The organism is Staphylococcus parequorum, from assembly GCF_039237145.1.
GTDB classification, from domain to species: Bacteria; Bacillota; Bacilli; order Staphylococcales; family Staphylococcaceae; genus Staphylococcus; species Staphylococcus equorum_A.
On sequence record NZ_CP150682.1, the window covers coordinates 2,251,037 to 2,266,948 of the forward strand.

General features: G+C 32.9%; 15 protein-coding genes and 1 riboswitch. Of the genes, 5 read left to right on the forward strand and 10 right to left on the reverse strand.

Annotation, left to right across the window (positions count from 1 at the left end; translation table 11 throughout):
* Window positions 1-137 precede the first annotated feature (137 nt).
* The 3 genes from AAA453_RS11065 to AAA453_RS11075 all read right to left on the reverse strand — a co-directional run bounded on the left by AAA453_RS11065 (window position 138) and on the right by AAA453_RS11075 (window position 3,264).
* Entirely contained in the window at window positions 138-797 is a 660-nt protein-coding gene (locus tag AAA453_RS11065) for a potassium channel family protein (protein ID WP_002508010.1), read from the reverse strand.
* Window positions 798-877: 80 nt separating this feature from the next.
* A complete protein-coding gene (locus AAA453_RS11070; RefSeq protein ID WP_427704990.1) occupies window positions 878-1,912 on the reverse strand; it encodes a cytochrome d ubiquinol oxidase subunit II in 1,035 nt (344 codons plus the stop codon).
* A complete protein-coding gene (locus AAA453_RS11075; RefSeq protein WP_285322950.1) occupies window positions 1,912-3,264 on the reverse strand; it encodes a cytochrome ubiquinol oxidase subunit I in 1,353 nt (450 codons plus the stop codon). The genes AAA453_RS11070 and AAA453_RS11075 overlap by 1 nt, the downstream gene beginning before the upstream one ends.
* 202 nt (window positions 3,265-3,466) lie before the next feature.
* Here AAA453_RS11075 and AAA453_RS11080 point away from each other — a divergent pair, with 202 nt between their 5' ends.
* Complete coding sequence (locus tag AAA453_RS11080) at window positions 3,467-3,697, forward strand: glutaredoxin family protein (protein WP_285322949.1); 231 nt, start codon at window positions 3,467-3,469, stop codon at window positions 3,695-3,697.
* 221 nt (window positions 3,698-3,918) lie between these two features.
* On the opposite strand, the gene ptsP is transcribed toward AAA453_RS11080, so the two are convergent.
* The 5 genes from ptsP to auxA form a co-directional block, all read right to left on the reverse strand.
* Window positions 3,919-5,634: a phosphoenolpyruvate--protein phosphotransferase gene (gene ptsP / locus AAA453_RS11085; protein WP_285322948.1), complete on the reverse strand. Its 1,716-nt coding sequence runs from the start codon at window positions 5,632-5,634 to the stop codon at window positions 3,919-3,921.
* Window position 5,635: 1 nt separating this feature from the next.
* The gene (locus AAA453_RS11090) at window positions 5,636-5,902 is read right to left on the reverse strand and encodes a phosphocarrier protein HPr (protein ID WP_069816423.1); all 267 of its coding nucleotides are present in this window, start codon (window positions 5,900-5,902) and stop codon (window positions 5,636-5,638) included.
* A 163-nt stretch (window positions 5,903-6,065) separates the two neighbouring features.
* On the reverse strand, window positions 6,066-6,608 hold the full coding sequence (locus AAA453_RS11095) for a DUF697 domain-containing protein (protein WP_069832427.1): 543 nt from the start codon (window positions 6,606-6,608) through the stop codon (window positions 6,066-6,068).
* Between the two features lie 57 nt (window positions 6,609-6,665).
* Window positions 6,666-7,835, reverse strand: a complete 1,170-nt coding sequence (locus tag AAA453_RS11100) for a class I SAM-dependent rRNA methyltransferase (RefSeq protein ID WP_285322947.1) — start codon at window positions 7,833-7,835, stop codon at window positions 6,666-6,668.
* Window positions 7,836-8,039: 204 nt separating this feature from the next.
* The gene (auxA, locus tag AAA453_RS11105; protein WP_427704992.1) at window positions 8,040-9,341 is read right to left on the reverse strand and encodes a lipoteichoic acid stability factor AuxA; all 1,302 of its coding nucleotides are present in this window, start codon (window positions 9,339-9,341) and stop codon (window positions 8,040-8,042) included.
* Between the two features lie 255 nt (window positions 9,342-9,596).
* Here auxA and graF point away from each other — a divergent pair, with 255 nt between their 5' ends.
* The 4 genes from graF to AAA453_RS11125 all read left to right on the forward strand — a co-directional run bounded on the left by graF (window position 9,597) and on the right by AAA453_RS11125 (window position 13,027).
* A complete protein-coding gene (gene graF / locus AAA453_RS11110) occupies window positions 9,597-9,731 on the forward strand; it encodes a glycopeptide resistance-associated protein GraF (protein ID WP_218086511.1) in 135 nt (44 codons plus the stop codon).
* A gap of 302 nt (window positions 9,732-10,033) precedes the next feature.
* Window positions 10,034-10,135: riboswitch (TPP riboswitch) on the forward strand.
* A gap of 83 nt (window positions 10,136-10,218) precedes the next feature.
* Window positions 10,219-10,794, forward strand: a complete 576-nt coding sequence (locus AAA453_RS11115; RefSeq protein WP_069832424.1) for an ECF transporter S component — start codon at window positions 10,219-10,221, stop codon at window positions 10,792-10,794.
* Between the two features lie 12 nt (window positions 10,795-10,806).
* Window positions 10,807-12,228, forward strand: coding sequence for an ABC transporter ATP-binding protein (locus tag AAA453_RS11120; RefSeq protein ID WP_427704995.1), 1,422 nt, complete (start codon window positions 10,807-10,809; stop codon window positions 12,226-12,228).
* The gene (locus tag AAA453_RS11125) at window positions 12,221-13,027 is read left to right on the forward strand and encodes an energy-coupling factor transporter transmembrane component T family protein (RefSeq protein ID WP_427704997.1); all 807 of its coding nucleotides are present in this window, start codon (window positions 12,221-12,223) and stop codon (window positions 13,025-13,027) included. Before AAA453_RS11120 ends, AAA453_RS11125 begins: the two co-directional genes overlap by 8 nt.
* A 133-nt stretch (window positions 13,028-13,160) precedes the next feature.
* On the opposite strand, the gene purD is transcribed toward AAA453_RS11125, so the two are convergent.
* Together purD and purH are read right to left on the reverse strand one after the other, a co-directional pair.
* Window positions 13,161-14,399, reverse strand: a complete 1,239-nt coding sequence (gene purD / locus AAA453_RS11130) for a phosphoribosylamine--glycine ligase (RefSeq protein WP_427705000.1) — start codon at window positions 14,397-14,399, stop codon at window positions 13,161-13,163.
* Between the two features lie 23 nt (window positions 14,400-14,422).
* Complete coding sequence (gene purH / locus AAA453_RS11135; RefSeq protein ID WP_427705002.1) at window positions 14,423-15,901, reverse strand: bifunctional phosphoribosylaminoimidazolecarboxamide formyltransferase/IMP cyclohydrolase; 1,479 nt, start codon at window positions 15,899-15,901, stop codon at window positions 14,423-14,425.
* Window positions 15,902-15,912 lie beyond the last annotated feature (11 nt).

The window sequence follows — 15,912 nt, forward strand, 5'->3', positions numbered from 1 at the left end:
AATTTATTAAAAAAGAATTTTTTCCATTTCTTAGTTTACTCAAATAAATTACTTATTATGCATCAACTAAGCAGTATAATAATCGAAACAATAAAAAAGAAGCCTCCTGTTTTGGAGACTTCTTCAATATTACTTATTTATCGAACCACTTTTTTCTCAAAACGATTTAAGTCATTATCATGCCCTATCATAATTAATATATCACCGATTTCAATACTAATATTAGGGTCAGGAGAAACTAATATTTCTTTACCTCTTTTTATAGCAATAATACTTATCCCGAATTGTGCTCGAATATCTAATTCTATAATGGTTTGGCCAGCCATTTTTTCGCTCGCTTTAATCTCTACAATTGAATGTTCATCTGCAAGTTCTAAATAATCTAACACACTTGCACTTGCGACATTGTGAGCAATTCTTCTTCCCATATCTCTTTCAGGGTGAACAACCGTATCCGCACCAATTTTATTTAAAATTTTTGCGTGATAATCATTTTGCGCTTTAGCTGTTACTTTTTTTACACCTAACTCTTTTAAAATTAAGGTTGTTAACGTGCTTGATTGTATATTCTCACCTATAGCTACGATGACATGATCAAAATTTCTGATACCTAAACTTTTCATAACAGCTTCATCTGTTGTGTCAGCAATGACAGCATGTGTCGCAATATCACTATATTCGTTTACACGTGCTTCATTCATATCAATTGCCATAACATCCATATCTAATGCGTTAAGTTCTCTTACTATACTGCCACCGAATCGACCTAAGCCGATAACCACATACTCTTTGTCCATATGCGTCCTCCAATTTAAAAAATCACGGATAAGATAGCTATTCATCAGTCTAGACGAACTAGTGAATAACTATCAATACCTCATTTTAAAAAATAATTTATTTTTTTTCCTTCGACATAATCTTTGTCGAAAACAAATAATCTTAATAATAATATTAACGATGGAATGAGTAAAAGTAAACCTAAAACAAATGCAATAATTAAAGCAATGGCCATGCTACTATTAACAACGCCTTCATCTATACGAACATATGGGTATAGAATGTATGGCATTTTGCTGGCACCATATCCGAAAAATGCAAATCCCATTTGTAGTATAACAAGGATAAATGCAAATCCGTGCCATTTTTTCATTAACGTAAGTACCATAACACCTATAAAGCTTATAAAGCTTAGTAGGAACATCCACCAATAATCAGTTACTGCGCTTAAGAAATGCGCTTCGTTTTGTAGTCTTAACGATACAAATACGAATAATGAAATTGCAATCATCGGTGGCCCCCAGAACAAGAACCAATATCTTAATAAATCATATGCTGGTTTGTCTTTAGCTTTTGAAGCATAGTACGTAAGGAAACCTGAAGAAATGTATAGCACTGATATAACAGCTAAGAATACGACAGACCATGAATAAGGACTCAAGGCTAATTCAAGCCAGTCCAAATCTATATTATCACCTGAACCTGTGATAAAGCCCCCTTCTGATATTGTTAGCGTTGTAGCAAGCGCTGCAGGTATAAATAATCCTGACAAGCCGTACATTGCTAACCAAATGAGTTTTGAATCAGGTCCATAATTTTCAAATGCGTAAAAACTACCTCTAATTGTTAGTAATATTAATGCTATTGAAGCCGGTACGAGTAGTACCGTACCAAAGTATTTCGCCGCATCAGGGAAAAATCCTACGATGCCAACGAAAAAGAATACAAAGAATACGTTTGTTACTTCCCACACAGGATTTAAATAACGACCTATTAAATGGTTTATTTGTTTATCTTGTTTAGTTACTTTTGCGTGAAGTGTAAAGAACCCAGCACCAAAATCAATAGAGGCGATAATAATATAAGAGAATAAAAATATTCCAAGTACTGTAATACCTATATAAGCAAATATCATTACTCATCACCTCTTTCTGGTGTATTTTCTTCTACATCTTTATATGCTGGTTTATTTCTGAACATACGAATTAATACATATGCGGTAGTCACGATTAAAATCATATATAAGATACCGAATAATATTGTCACGAGTGTTAAACCACCTGCTTGAGTTGCAGCATCAGCTACTTTAAGGTAACCACGAACCAACCATGGTTGACGACCTTGTTCAGTTAAGAACCAACCAGCTTCTATTGCAATCATTGCTGCTGGTCCAGTTAATAATGCACCATACAATATTGGTTTTGAATAAGTGAATTTGCGTAACTTCTTAAATATAAGCGTTAATATAAACGCACCTGATATAATCAAGCAGAATACACCCATTGAAACCATAATATCAAAGTAATAGTGTACAATCATCGGTGGATGCAGTTCTTCTGGAAACTCATTTAATCCTTTCACTTCAGTGTTTGTATTATTGTCAGCCAAGAAACTGAGTATACCAGGTATTTTTATGGCACCTGATACTTCTTGTGTTTCTTCATCTAAGCTACCAAAGAATATTAAATCTGCATTGGACTCTGTTTCAAAGTGCCATTCATAAGCAGCAAGTTTTTCTGGTTGCTCTTGATGTAGAAACTTAGCTGATAAATCTCCAGCTAACATAGAACCTAAAGTAAATACTACGCCAAGAATCATTGTTAGTTTCAATGCTTTTTTATGATATTCTGTATCTTTCTTGAATTTGTTTTTCAATAATTTAAATGCAGCAATTGCAGCAAGTACAAATGCCATCGTCATAAGTGCTGTAGCAACAACGTGGAACGATCTAATTAAGAACGATTCGTTAAACATTGCTGCCCAAGGTTGGACGTTAACCATTTTTCCATCTTTCATATCGAAGCCAGCTGGTGTATTCATAAATGAATTGACCGCTGTAATGAAAAATGCTGAGAATGTACCACCTATAATGACGGGAATACTAATAAGGAAATGGGTCCATTTACTCTTAAATCTATCCCATGTATATAAATAGATACTTAAGAAAATTGCTTCAAAGAAGAAAGCAAATGTTTCCATAAATAATGGTAATGCAATAACGTGACCACCCATTTGCATAAATGTTGGCCATAATAGTGATAATTGCAGTCCAATAATTGTACCTGTCACAACACCAACAGCTACCGTAATGGTATATCCTTTAGACCATCTTTTGGCTAATGTTATATATTTTGGATCATTTCTTTTTATACCTAAAAATTCAGCAACAGCAAACATTAATGGCACGCCCACACCAATCGTTGCGAATATGATATGAACCGCGAGTGTCATCGCAGTTAAAAAACGGGCTAATTCAACTGAATCCATAATATCACCTTTTTTATTTATTTGTGACAAAAATCACAACGTTTATTCATTATAAACTGCTTTACGTTGTATTGAAATAAGTTGCGTTCAAAATATAGTGACAAATTAATGACCACTTGCATGTAAGTCAAAGATTTGTAATAATTTAAAAAGTTTCTTATATTAAAGTATATCGAATTTAAAATAGGAAGGATGAGTTTTAATGGATCAAATAATTATTTATACGCAAAATGAATGCCCACCTTGTACTTTTATTAAAAACTATTTGTCAGATAAAGGCGTGTCATATAGCGAAAAAAACATCTCAAATTCCAAATATAGAAATGAAATGATAGACTATGATGCTTTCGCCACACCTTTTATCTTGTTGAATAATGAGCCGATGTACCAAATTGACATTGATAAAATCAACCATACTTTAAATATAGAATAATCATCAAGCAATGTAGCTATTCTACATTTGAATGAGTAAATCTTTCACTTCCTAAACTATATGATTTTTAGTGTTATTACAAAGTTACTGTTTAACAACATGCAATGACTTACTACGTTAATTCTTAATTTTTTTAATTCATAGCAAAATAAAAAAGCTGATAGCGCCACTATAAATGGTCTATCAGCTTTTTTCGAACTCAAATGTTCAATTATTATTTATTATTTAGCATATTGCTCAACTAGTTCTTGTACTTCTTCAGAAGTTGCACAATTAATTGCTCTTTGTGACAATTCTTCCATTTCATTTTGGCTTAAACCTTTGATTTGACGACGCGCTTTAAGTACTGATGTAGCACTCATTGAGAATTCATCTAATCCTAAGCCTAATAGTAATGGAATAGCGATTTCGTCGCCTGCCATTTCGCCACACATACCAGTCCATTTACCTTCTTTATGTGATGCTTCGATCACTTGTTTTACTAAACGTAAAATTGAAGGATTGTATGGTTGATACAAGTATGAAACGCGTTCAGACATGCGGTCAGCCGCCATTGTATATTGAATTAAATCATTCGTTCCAATACTGAAGAAGTCAACTTCTTTTGCGAAGACATCTGCTAATGCAGCAGTTGAAGGAATTTCAACCATGATACCTAATTCAATATCATCAGAAACTTCTGTACCTTCTTGTTTTAAGTTTTCTTTTTCTTCAAGTAATAATGCTTTAGCATCACGGAACTCATTGATTGTTGCAACCATTGGGAACATGATATTTAATTTACCGTAAACAGATGCACGTAATAATGCACGAAGTTGCGGTCTGAAAATATCAGGTTGGTCTAAACATAAACGAATCGCACGATAACCTAAGAATGGATTCATTTCTTCAGGTAGATTCAAATATGGTAACTCTTTATCGCCACCGATATCTAATGTACGTACAACAACACGTTTATCTTCCATCGTTTCTAAAACTTTTTTATAGGCTTCGAATTGTTCATCTTCAGTAGGCATTTCATCTCTACCCATATATAAAAATTCCGTACGATATAAACCAATACCTTCTGCACCATTTTCAATAACACCTTTTAAATCATTAGGTGTACCGATGTTTGCAGCTAATTCAGCATGTTTACCGTCAATTGTTTTTGTTTCTTCATTGCGCAATTTTTGTAATTCTTTTTTATCTTCGAAGAAACGTTCACGTTTATTTTCATAAGCGATCACTTCATCATCTGTAGGATCAATAATTACTTCACCAGTTAATCCATCAACGATAATCATATCGCCTTGTTTAACGTCTTTAGTAATAGATTTTGTACCTACAACTGCAGGAATCTCTAAAGAACGGCTCATAATTGCTGAGTGTGATGTTCTTCCACCAATATTTGTTACAAAGCCTTGCACGAATTCTTTATTTAACTGAGCAGTATCTGAAGGTGTTAAATCGTTTCCGATTATAACAACGCTTTCATCAATGATACTTGGGTTTGGTAACTCTACACCTAAAATATGTGCTAACACACGTTTAGAAACGTCACGGATATCAGCAGCACGTTCTTTCATGTATTCATTATCCATATTTTCAAATATAGTAATGAATTGTCCAGTTACTTCAGATAATGCAGTTGGTGCGTTAACTTGGTCATTTTTAATCTTGTCTTCAATCGGTTGAATTAACTCTGGATCATCTAAAACTAATAAATGAGCATCAAAAATTGCTGCTTTATCAGCACCTAGATTTTTTTCAGCGTTATTTCTTATTTTTGTTAATTCAACTTTAGATGTTTCGATGGCATCATTGAACTTAGCAATTTCAGCGTCGATATCTGTAATCTTTTCACTATTATATGAAAGATCTGGTTCAACTAATAAATATGCTTTGGCAATCGCTACACCATCAGATGCAGCAATACCATTTATATAGTTAGACATATTATTTAGTTAATCCTTCTTTAGATAAAATCTCAGTGATTGCTTCGATTGCGTCTTTTTCATCGCTACCATCAGCGTAGATAGTGATTTCAGCATCTTTACCTACACCTAAACTCATAACACCCATGATTGATTTCAAGTTAACTTTTTTACCGTTATATTCTAATTGAATATCTGAATCAAATTTTGAGGCAGTTTGAACAAGCATTGTCGCTGGACGAGCGTGAATACCTGTTTCATCGATAATTACATATGATTTTTGTTCCATAATTTATTTCTCCTTCGTATAGTTAGAATCGTTAGTTTATTATAAAACCTAACATAGTTTTATATAATAAGATTACCAAATTATATATATAAATTCAATTCCTTGCACCCATGTCATGACAATATTCAGCGATTATTTAACAATTTGTGAAAACGCTGTAGTTTTACACGAGTGATTTAACAACTTTTTCACATTTTTGGATATGATCATTGCCTATTTTTTTCATGAAATAATAACTTATAGAAGCAGTGATTGCTTGACCTACTACTGGGAACCATTTCGTTTGTTTTGCTGCAGTACGTTTCGCTACATCACGAATAACTACTTTGAGGATAGCACTAGATACTTTTTTACCGATAAATTGGCTACCTTGAATTGCCGCCGTAGTTAGCACACGTTCTTTCATGTCGTCTCCCATTGTATTAACTTGTTTATGATCAAGACCATAAATCTTATTTACGTCTTCAATAACATCTTTCATAAGTTTAATATCTACACTGAAGCCTAAACCTGGAATAGGTACTACACTTACGCCAGATGATAGCATTGATTTTTTTCTCACTAAAGCCTCTGCACGTTGGCGACGCTCTTCAATTTCGTTATATGTTGTTGGTATACTACCTTTATTTTTTATATCTTCTATATTTAAAACTTTGTTTCCTACTTTTTGTGTAACGTTATTTGTGATTTTATTTTTAAAACTCATTATATTCACTCCTTAGTAATTTCTATACACTAAGAATAATACCCGTTTTTTCACACTTTACTGTATTTTTACAAAAATCGCTTTTAAATATTTTGAAGGTTTGTAGTGTGCATGCGTTTTAAAATCTTTTGGTAAGCCCATGACATCAATGATTTCAAAGTCCACTTCTTCTTTAGTTAACGTTTCCGTAACTACATTTTTAAATGCTTTTAATGAAAATGTACTGTTGTTTGTACATAATAGTAATGTACCTTCAGGACCTAGTATATCCAGTGCACCAACGATTAATTTATCGTAGTCTTTTAAGACAGAAAATGTTTTTTTCTTGTTTCTCGCAAAACTTGGTGGATCAATCACAATTGTATCGTAGAAGAAATCATGACGACGTGCATAATTATAGAAATTAAAAGTATCCATAACATAAATATATTGTGACGCCGGGTCTATAGAATTTAAACCGAAATTACTTTCAGTAAGCGCACGAGAGCGGTTAGCTAAATCAACACTTGTTGTCATCTCTGCATTATCTGCAGCTACAACTGAGAATGCCCCTGTATAACTGAATAAGTTTAGTAAATTTTTATCTTGCGCGTATTGCTCTTTTAATTTCTTTCTTACTTCTCTTTGATCTAAAAAGATACCTGTCATAGGTCCATCGTTTAAATGTACATTGTAAAATGTGAAGTTTTCTTCGATGACAATTGGAAATTCTGGTGCATCTCCGTCAACGAAGCCACCTTCTACAGCGGCATCTTTAAAACGTAATTTTTCAAAAATTGACGTATAACCGAATATTGCTTTCAGTGCACTCAAAATATTATAACGGAACTTATAGATTCCTTTAGAATACCATTGAACTAAGTAATGACCATTGTAGTTGTCGATTGTGAGACCACCAACACCATCACCTTCGCCGTTAAATACTCTAAATGCATTTGTGCCCTCTACATTATAAAAATATTCACGTTCTTTTTTCGCAATATCAAATAATTTTTCAAAAAATTGTGTATTAACCACTTCATCACGTGAGTAACTCAATACCCAACCGATGCCTTTATGTTGACGTCCAACATACGCAGTTGCGATATACTGATCTTTATCATTTAGTAGCTGAAATAAATCTCCTTCATGTAAGTGATCATGTGCGTAAATATCATCTTCACTTACCAATGGATATTCATTTAAATATTTTGTTTCTTTACCTCTATTTAATGTGGCAGTTTTCATAAAATTATGTCAGCCTTTCTACTATTTTTTTATATTTATCTGTCGCTTACCTATTTTATCATTTCAAGTACATCGTAACATCATTAATATTCATTTAACTCAAACGTTTTGACTAAGTATTTGTCATTCTTAAACTTTCTTAATAAAAAAACCTATCTTCCAACCGATTGGAAGATAGGTTCGTCAAACAACATTATTAAGTTTTTAATCTCTAGAAGGTTCTCGTAATTTAATTATAAACGCTACTACAACTGCAATTAACATCATAACTAAAATCGGTGTAATGAAAATTGAAAGCAATAATCCGTGAACCATGATATTCATAAATTCAGTAAATAATTTAAAGAATAATAAACTTACCATAAATAATTGTAGATAATAAAATCGGCCTTTCAAATAATTCGTCAATGTCGTTAAAATATAAATAATGATGATAATCATTAAGATGAACAACGTTATCCATTCAATGACATATTGCGTTTGGCCAATCTCCCAATTACCAGAAACAAATAATGAATTTCTATTATTAAATTCAATCAATGTGAAGAATAATAAAACCGCGCCACAAAATAATTCTACATAACTAGGTTTAATCCATTTTGGTTTCTTCATCCAATTTGGAACATCATCATCTTGTATATCAATAATATTCTTCCATTTTTCAATAAATTTATCTTTCTTATCTCTTGCTTTCTGAATATCTACACTTCTACGAGTCTTACGCGTAAATTCTGTCGTTTTGTCTTGTAAAGTTTTCCAACGTTCCATCGTTTGGTTCGTTACAGTGTCTTTACTCGTTCTAGATAATTCTGGTTCTTCTTCGCCTAATTCCTGTTTTGTTAATGGTAATGATCTTCTTAAGAATAAGAAATTCCAAATTGACATTTGTCCCAGTAACCACATAATTATGAAAAATGTGTTAACGCTTAAGATGTCAATTGGTATAATTTCATCACTCTCAATTCTTCCATATAACACCAATTGTGTTATCAAATAACTAAACCCATAACTGAAAATAATCCATAAATAATGATATTTTCTATGTTCTTTATTTAACTCATCTTTATAAACGATATAACCAATGTGAATCACAAATGGTATTACGAAAATAATAGCGAAAAAACTATAAACTTGGGTCATCAAGATTAGCGTTATGATAAAGAAGAGAATACCAATAACTAAAAAGAATATTGAAATATCGTAGTCATATCGTGTTGTTCTAAATAAAGTCATTCCTAGCATAATTAATCCAATGCCAAATATAATTATTAAAATGGCGCTAACTACTGGAAAATTCCCTATGTAATTGCTCATTACCCTAATTATTTCAGCAAAAAATGCGTTTATAAAATCCCATACATTATGAATGTGTAAATCAATTTTACCTTTGCCATTTAATTTATGAATCATTGGTAAATTAATTAAAATGATGAGACCTGTGAAAAGCGAAACGATGCCTATAATATAACTATATAATATCTCAGCGTGTTTCTTCATAAAAGACATACCATTCACCTCAAAGTTATTATATATTAACATTTAGCTCTTGTCTTTAATAATCTCAATAAATAAGTCTATAGTATGATATAAATTAGTTGTATAGTCAAATTTCCACATATACCTTTACTCTAAACAATTTATTTAATATTACTTTTAATTTTACAGTTTTCTCCTCCATTTTTTAAGTACTTTTGTTTAGCCCTTTGCTCTTCGTGGTATTTAGGTTGTATAGATGATTAAACATGAAGGAGTGTTTTGTTTATGAGTAAAGAAGAATTAAATAAAAAAGCAGCTGAAAAAGCTAAAGAAACTGAAGATAAATTAAAAGATGAAAAAGATTCATCTGAAAAAAATAGCGAAGAAACGCAAAAAAATATTCAAGATACTTTTGATTAATAAAAGTATCACTTAGACATAAATACCTGTGTCAGGCTTAATTATTATACTAGTAGTAGCTATTTGATAGCTATTCTACTTTGTGGGAGCGAAAATGCAGAATCAAATTTTTGATTGCTGTTTCGCTCTTTTTTTAGTTTTCTGCCATATTCCCTCACTTTCCGCCTAACATGAAACATATAGCTATTTTAATATAGTAGAAGGCTAAATATATCTTGAAATACATAATATTTTTTATTAGCTTCATTTACAACCTTGACAGAAGTGATTAAAAATCATACATTAGAGTTAAATTAAATAATCATTCGCACTAGGGGTGTTTAGTGACTGAGATGAGGTATACCCTCAAACCCTTTGAACCTGATCTAGATTAAACTAGCGTAGGAAAGTGTACTGCGATACTTATTAAAAAATGGTATCCGTATGCCTGTATTTAACGCGCACCTTTCTAGAAGGTTGTGCGTTTTTTTATATAGGAGGAGTATATATGTCAAAAGGATTAAAACTTTCTGAGATACTAGTAACTGTATTAATAGCAGTAGTTTTCGCCGTCATTTATAACATTTGGAATTTTGTCTATAAAGCACTACAAGTTACAGGGCTTCATTTTGAAGAACTAACTTACGGAGCCTGGTTTATGGCAGCTATTGTAGCTTATCTTATTATTCCAAAAGCAGGTATCGCTATTTTAGCCGAATTTGCTGCAGGTGCTGGTGAAACGATTGTCATGGGCCGTTTTGATATTGCTACAATGGTTTATGCTTTAATACAAGGATTAGCATGTGAACTCATCTTTGCGCTTTTCAGATATAAATCTCGCTCAGCAATGGTTGCAATGTTAGCCGGTTTCTTGGCTTCAGTATCAACATTGCCATTAGATTTTGCTTATGGTTATCTCGGTGAAATAGCTGGTTGGAACCTTACATTATATATAGTATTTAGACTTATAAGTGGAATTGTCGTAGCAGGCCTTTTATCTTACTATATTGTGAAAGCCTTAGATCAAACTGGTGTCACTAAATTATTCAGACCTGCAACTCAGAGCGATTACGACAATTTATAAGGAGCAATAAACTTGATAGTCACAAAAAATTTACGTTTAAAATACCCTAACGGTCATAATAAAATATTTGATAATTTAACACTTCATATAAAAGACAAAGAAAAAGTATTGCTCTTAGGTCCTTCTGGTTCAGGTAAAAGTACGTTATTAAACGTTTTAAGTGGTATCGTTCCTAATCTTATAGATTTACCTATGAAATATGATGAATTACAAATTGATGAGGATTGTGGCGTTATTTTTCAAGATCCAGACACTCAATTTTGTATGCCAAAAGTATATGAGGAACTTGCTTTTGTTTTAGAAAACTTGCGTGTACCACGCGATGAAATGGAAAGCCGTATTCAATCTGCCTTAGCAGCAGTAGATTTAAATGTCGATGAAAATCAACATATTAATCAATTAAGCGGTGGAATGAAACAAAAATTAGCAATTGCAGAAACTTTGTTACAACAAGCAAACACCCTATTCTTAGATGAACCAACAGCAATGCTAGATGTGGATGCAACTGCGGATTTATGGCAAAAAATAAAAGCATTGTGGCATGACCAAACTGTATTAATTGTAGAGCACAAAGTAGAACATATTTGGCAACATGTTGATCGTGTCATTCTATTAAATTATGATGGTGCCATAATAGCCGATGCACCTCCTAATAAGATATTGCATGACTATGAGCATCTATTAACGGAATATGGTGTGTGGCATCCTAATGCTTGGCAATCCGCCCCACCATCATTAAAAACACAACATGTTTCAACTACACAACAATCAGATGATACCTTTAAATTTAAAAACGGCTTGATTAAACGAGGTAAACAGCAACTAATCAACATATCAGAATTAAACATTTGTGCTGGCGAATGGATCACCATCACTGGCTCAAATGGTAGCGGCAAAACTTCCTTAATAGAATCGATGATGCAACTCATTAAATATGATGGTAAAATGTATTTTAACAATCATGCATTATCAAAAATTAAAACTGCCGCAAAGCATATGTATTTAGTTTATCAAAACCCCGAATTACAATTTATTACTCATTCTGTATATGATGAAATTTATATTCAATATAAGAATAAAACACGTTCAACTGTTGAAGCTGAGCGAGAAACACAGAATATGCTTGAAATACTTAATTTACAAGCAGTTAAAGCACAACATCCATATGAACTGTCTATGGGTCAAAAAAGACGTCTAAGCGTTGCAATTGCACTAAGTTCATCTTCTGACTTTATTTTACTTGATGAACCTACCTTTGGTCTCGATAGTCATAATACATTCAACCTTATTAAATTATTCCAATCACGTGTACAAAATGGACAAACGATTGTAATGGTAACGCATGATTCAGAAATTATTGCACGGTATCCAACCCGAAGACTTCATGTCAATCAACATCAATTAACTGAACTAAAGGGTGATACTTATGTTTGAGATATGGAAAAAACACTATTCATTTGTTGACGACGTCAACATTATTACTAAATTAGCAATGGCAGTCATTTTGTTTTTCTTTGTTATCTTTGTACATCAATTTGATTACATGCTCTATATAATGTTATTAATGTTGATATTTTTACTTTTATTTAATGGATTGCAATTCAAAATCACTTTTATTTTCATACTCTTTACTATCACTTTTAGTTTGATATCTGCTTTATTCATGATTTTCTATGGTGATGGCACACATACAATATTTAAATTAGGCTTTATTCAAATTACTACCGAAAGTTTATATCGTGGTTTGCACTTAGCAATGCGTACGACAACTATTTCTCTTTTTGGAATTTTAATTGCCTTCACATCACAAATTGTCATGATTTTTTATAGTCTTATGCAACATCTTAAAGTTAAACCTAAAATAGCATATGCATTTATGGCAGCAATTAGAATGGTTCCTTTAATGTTCACTTCATTATTTCAACTCAGAAAATCATTGAAAATGCGCTATCAAATGATTGATTCACGTAATTACAGAGGCTTTAAACGTTTAAAACATCTTGTAATACCACTACTAAGTCAAAACATTAGAAAAGCGCATCAATTATCAGTTGCTATGGAGAAGAAAGGATTTAAAGACGGACCTAGAACATACTATTATTATGCACCTTTCTCGTATAAAGATCTTTTATTAATCGTAGTTGTAAGTTCTATTTTAATTGTTGCATATTTCCTAGCACAATATGTTCAAATCACAGGAATTAATGATGTGCGTATTTCAAGTATTTACTAAATTACATTACTGTCCATGTAATTTAAACACAAAAGCGTTAAGACAAAACTTAAACCACTTTGTCTTAACGCTTTTTTGATAACTTATTCAATTTATATAATTCAAAATATCTATATATAAATTACTTTAATTGTTATATAAGTGCTTTATCACTAATGTCCTTTCGATAAAACAATGCATTGCTTTTGATTTTATCGACCGCCTCATATGCTTTAGCTTTAGCACTTGCAATATCTTTGCCTTCACCTAAGGCCAGAATAACACGCCCACCAGATGTCACATATATATCTTGTTCTTTTTTTAATCCACTCACAAAGTATTGACCATCTAAATCGAAACCTGAAACAGTTTTACCCTTTTCATATTTTGCTGGATACCCTTTAGATGCAAGCATAACGCCTACTACAGAATCGGCTTTCCATTGAAAATGAATTGGTTTTTTAGCTTCTAAATCTAAAATATGCTGCATTAAATCACTTTCCATACGTGTTAAAAGTACTTGAGCTTCAGGATCACCAAAACGGGCATTAAACTCAATTACTTTTGGTCCTTCATCAGTAATAATTGCTCCAATGTATAGTACACCAAAAAATGAATAGCCTTCACTAACCAATGCTTTGGCAATAGGCTGCGCAATTTCTTCATTTGTTCGTTTGATAATAGCATCCTCAATGTGAGGCACTGGACAATACGCACCCATACCTCCGGTGTTCGGACCTAAGTCACCATCAAATGCCCGTTTATGGTCTTGCGCTATACAATCAAATGGCACAGCATAGTCATTATTTACGAAAGTCATTAACGAGAATTCTTCACCCTCAAGAAATTGTTCGAAAACCACAATGCCTTCTTCTTCCGGGTAAAGTTCTTCTACACCTGATAATGCTTCCTCATAGCTTTCCGCAATGATAACCCCTTTACCTGCTGCTAATCCATCTTTTTTCAATACAACTGGATACTCACATGATTGAATATAAGCTAATGCATCTTGCTTATTTGTAATTTCTGTATATTCAGCAGTTGGAATACCATATTTTTCCATTAATTCTTTAGCAAATAATTTTGAACCTTCGATTTGTGCAGCTGCTCGATTAGGTCCAAATACTTTTGTTTGTCCAGCTTCTAATTTGTCAGCTAATCCATCTGTTAAAGGTTGCTCAGGGCCAATGATTGCCCATGTAATATCATGTTGTTGTGCAAATGCTACAATTTGTTCATGTTCTGTTTCTGCTATTTCACTATGTACCTGTGCAACATTCGACATTGCGTCATTACCTGGGATTGCAAATATTTCATTAACAAGTGGTGATTGCTTCAATTTGTGCGCTATAACGTGCTCTCTGCCACCTGCACCAATTACGAGTACTTTCATAAAGTTTATTGCCTCCAATTCCCTTAATGTTTAAAGTGTCGAACGCCTGTAGTTACCATTGCAATACCATATTTATTTGCCATATCTATAGATGCTTGATCTTTAATTGAACCGCCTGGCTGAATAATCGCTTTGATACCTGACTTAGCTGCTAATTCAACTGTATCATCCATTGGGAAGAAACCATCTGATACCATTGCAACTTGATCATTCATTTCTATCGCACGTTCTATGGCGATTTCTGCTGACCCAACACGGTTCATTTGTCCTGCGCCAATTCCGACTGTTTGTTTCGCATTACTGAGAATGATTGCGTTACTTTTCACAGATGCAACCACTTTCCATCCTAATAACATTGCATCCCATTGCGCTTCGGTAGGTTCAACTTCTGTGACTACTTTCATATCGTCACGTGTTAATTTCACATTATCTTTATCTTGTATTAAATAGCCACCTGAAACAGACACGACTTCTTGTTCACTGTTATCAATCGTCATATCAATTTCTAAAAGTCGTATATTTTTCTTTTTACTTAAAATGTCTAATGCTTCTTGTGTGAATTTTGGAGCAATAATAACTTCTAAGAATATTTCATGTAAAGTTTCTGCCAACGTGCTATCTACAGATCTATTTAAAGCGACAATTCCACCAAAAATAGATTGACTATCCGCTTCAAAGGCATATTGATAAGCATCATTAATTGATTCTCCAACACCTACACCACAAGGATTCATATGTTTTACTGCTACTGCCGCTGGTTGTTCAAATTGCTTAACAAGTGATAAAGCTGCATCTGCATCTTTAATATTGTTATAGCTTAATTGTTTACCATGTAACTGTTTGGCGCCTCCAAGTGTGTGCGCTGCAGTAGATGTACGAATAAACTGTGCTGATTGTTGTGGGTTTTCACCATAGCGTAGACTTTCTTTATTATCTTTAAAGAATTCAACAATTGCTGCATCATATTGATTTGTGTGATCAAACACTTTGATCATCAGTGACTTACGGTATGCTTCATCCAAATCGTCATTTTTCAGTTTTTCAATAACTTCATTATAATCTGCTGGATGTACGACTGTCGTGACATGTTTAAAGTTTTTAGCTGCAGCACGTAACATAGTTGGTCCACCGATATCGATGTTTTCGATTGCATCGCTTTCTGTAACATCAGGATTCGCTACAGTTTCTTTAAATGGATATAGATTAACTACCACCATATCTATAAGATCAATATGCTGCGCTTTTAATTGTTGCAAATGTTCTGGCTTATCTCGATCAGCTAGTATACCTCCATGAACAGATGGATGTAATGTTTTAACTCTTCCATCCATAATTTCTTCAAATTGTGTTAATTCTGAAATTGATTTTACTGGAACATTCGCTTCGACTAAAGCTTGCATCGTGCCACCTGTAGAATATAACTCATACCCTAATTCGTTTAAGGATTGGGCAAATGCCACAACACCACTTTTATTAGACACACTTAAAATTGCTTTTTTCATTTTGTATTGGC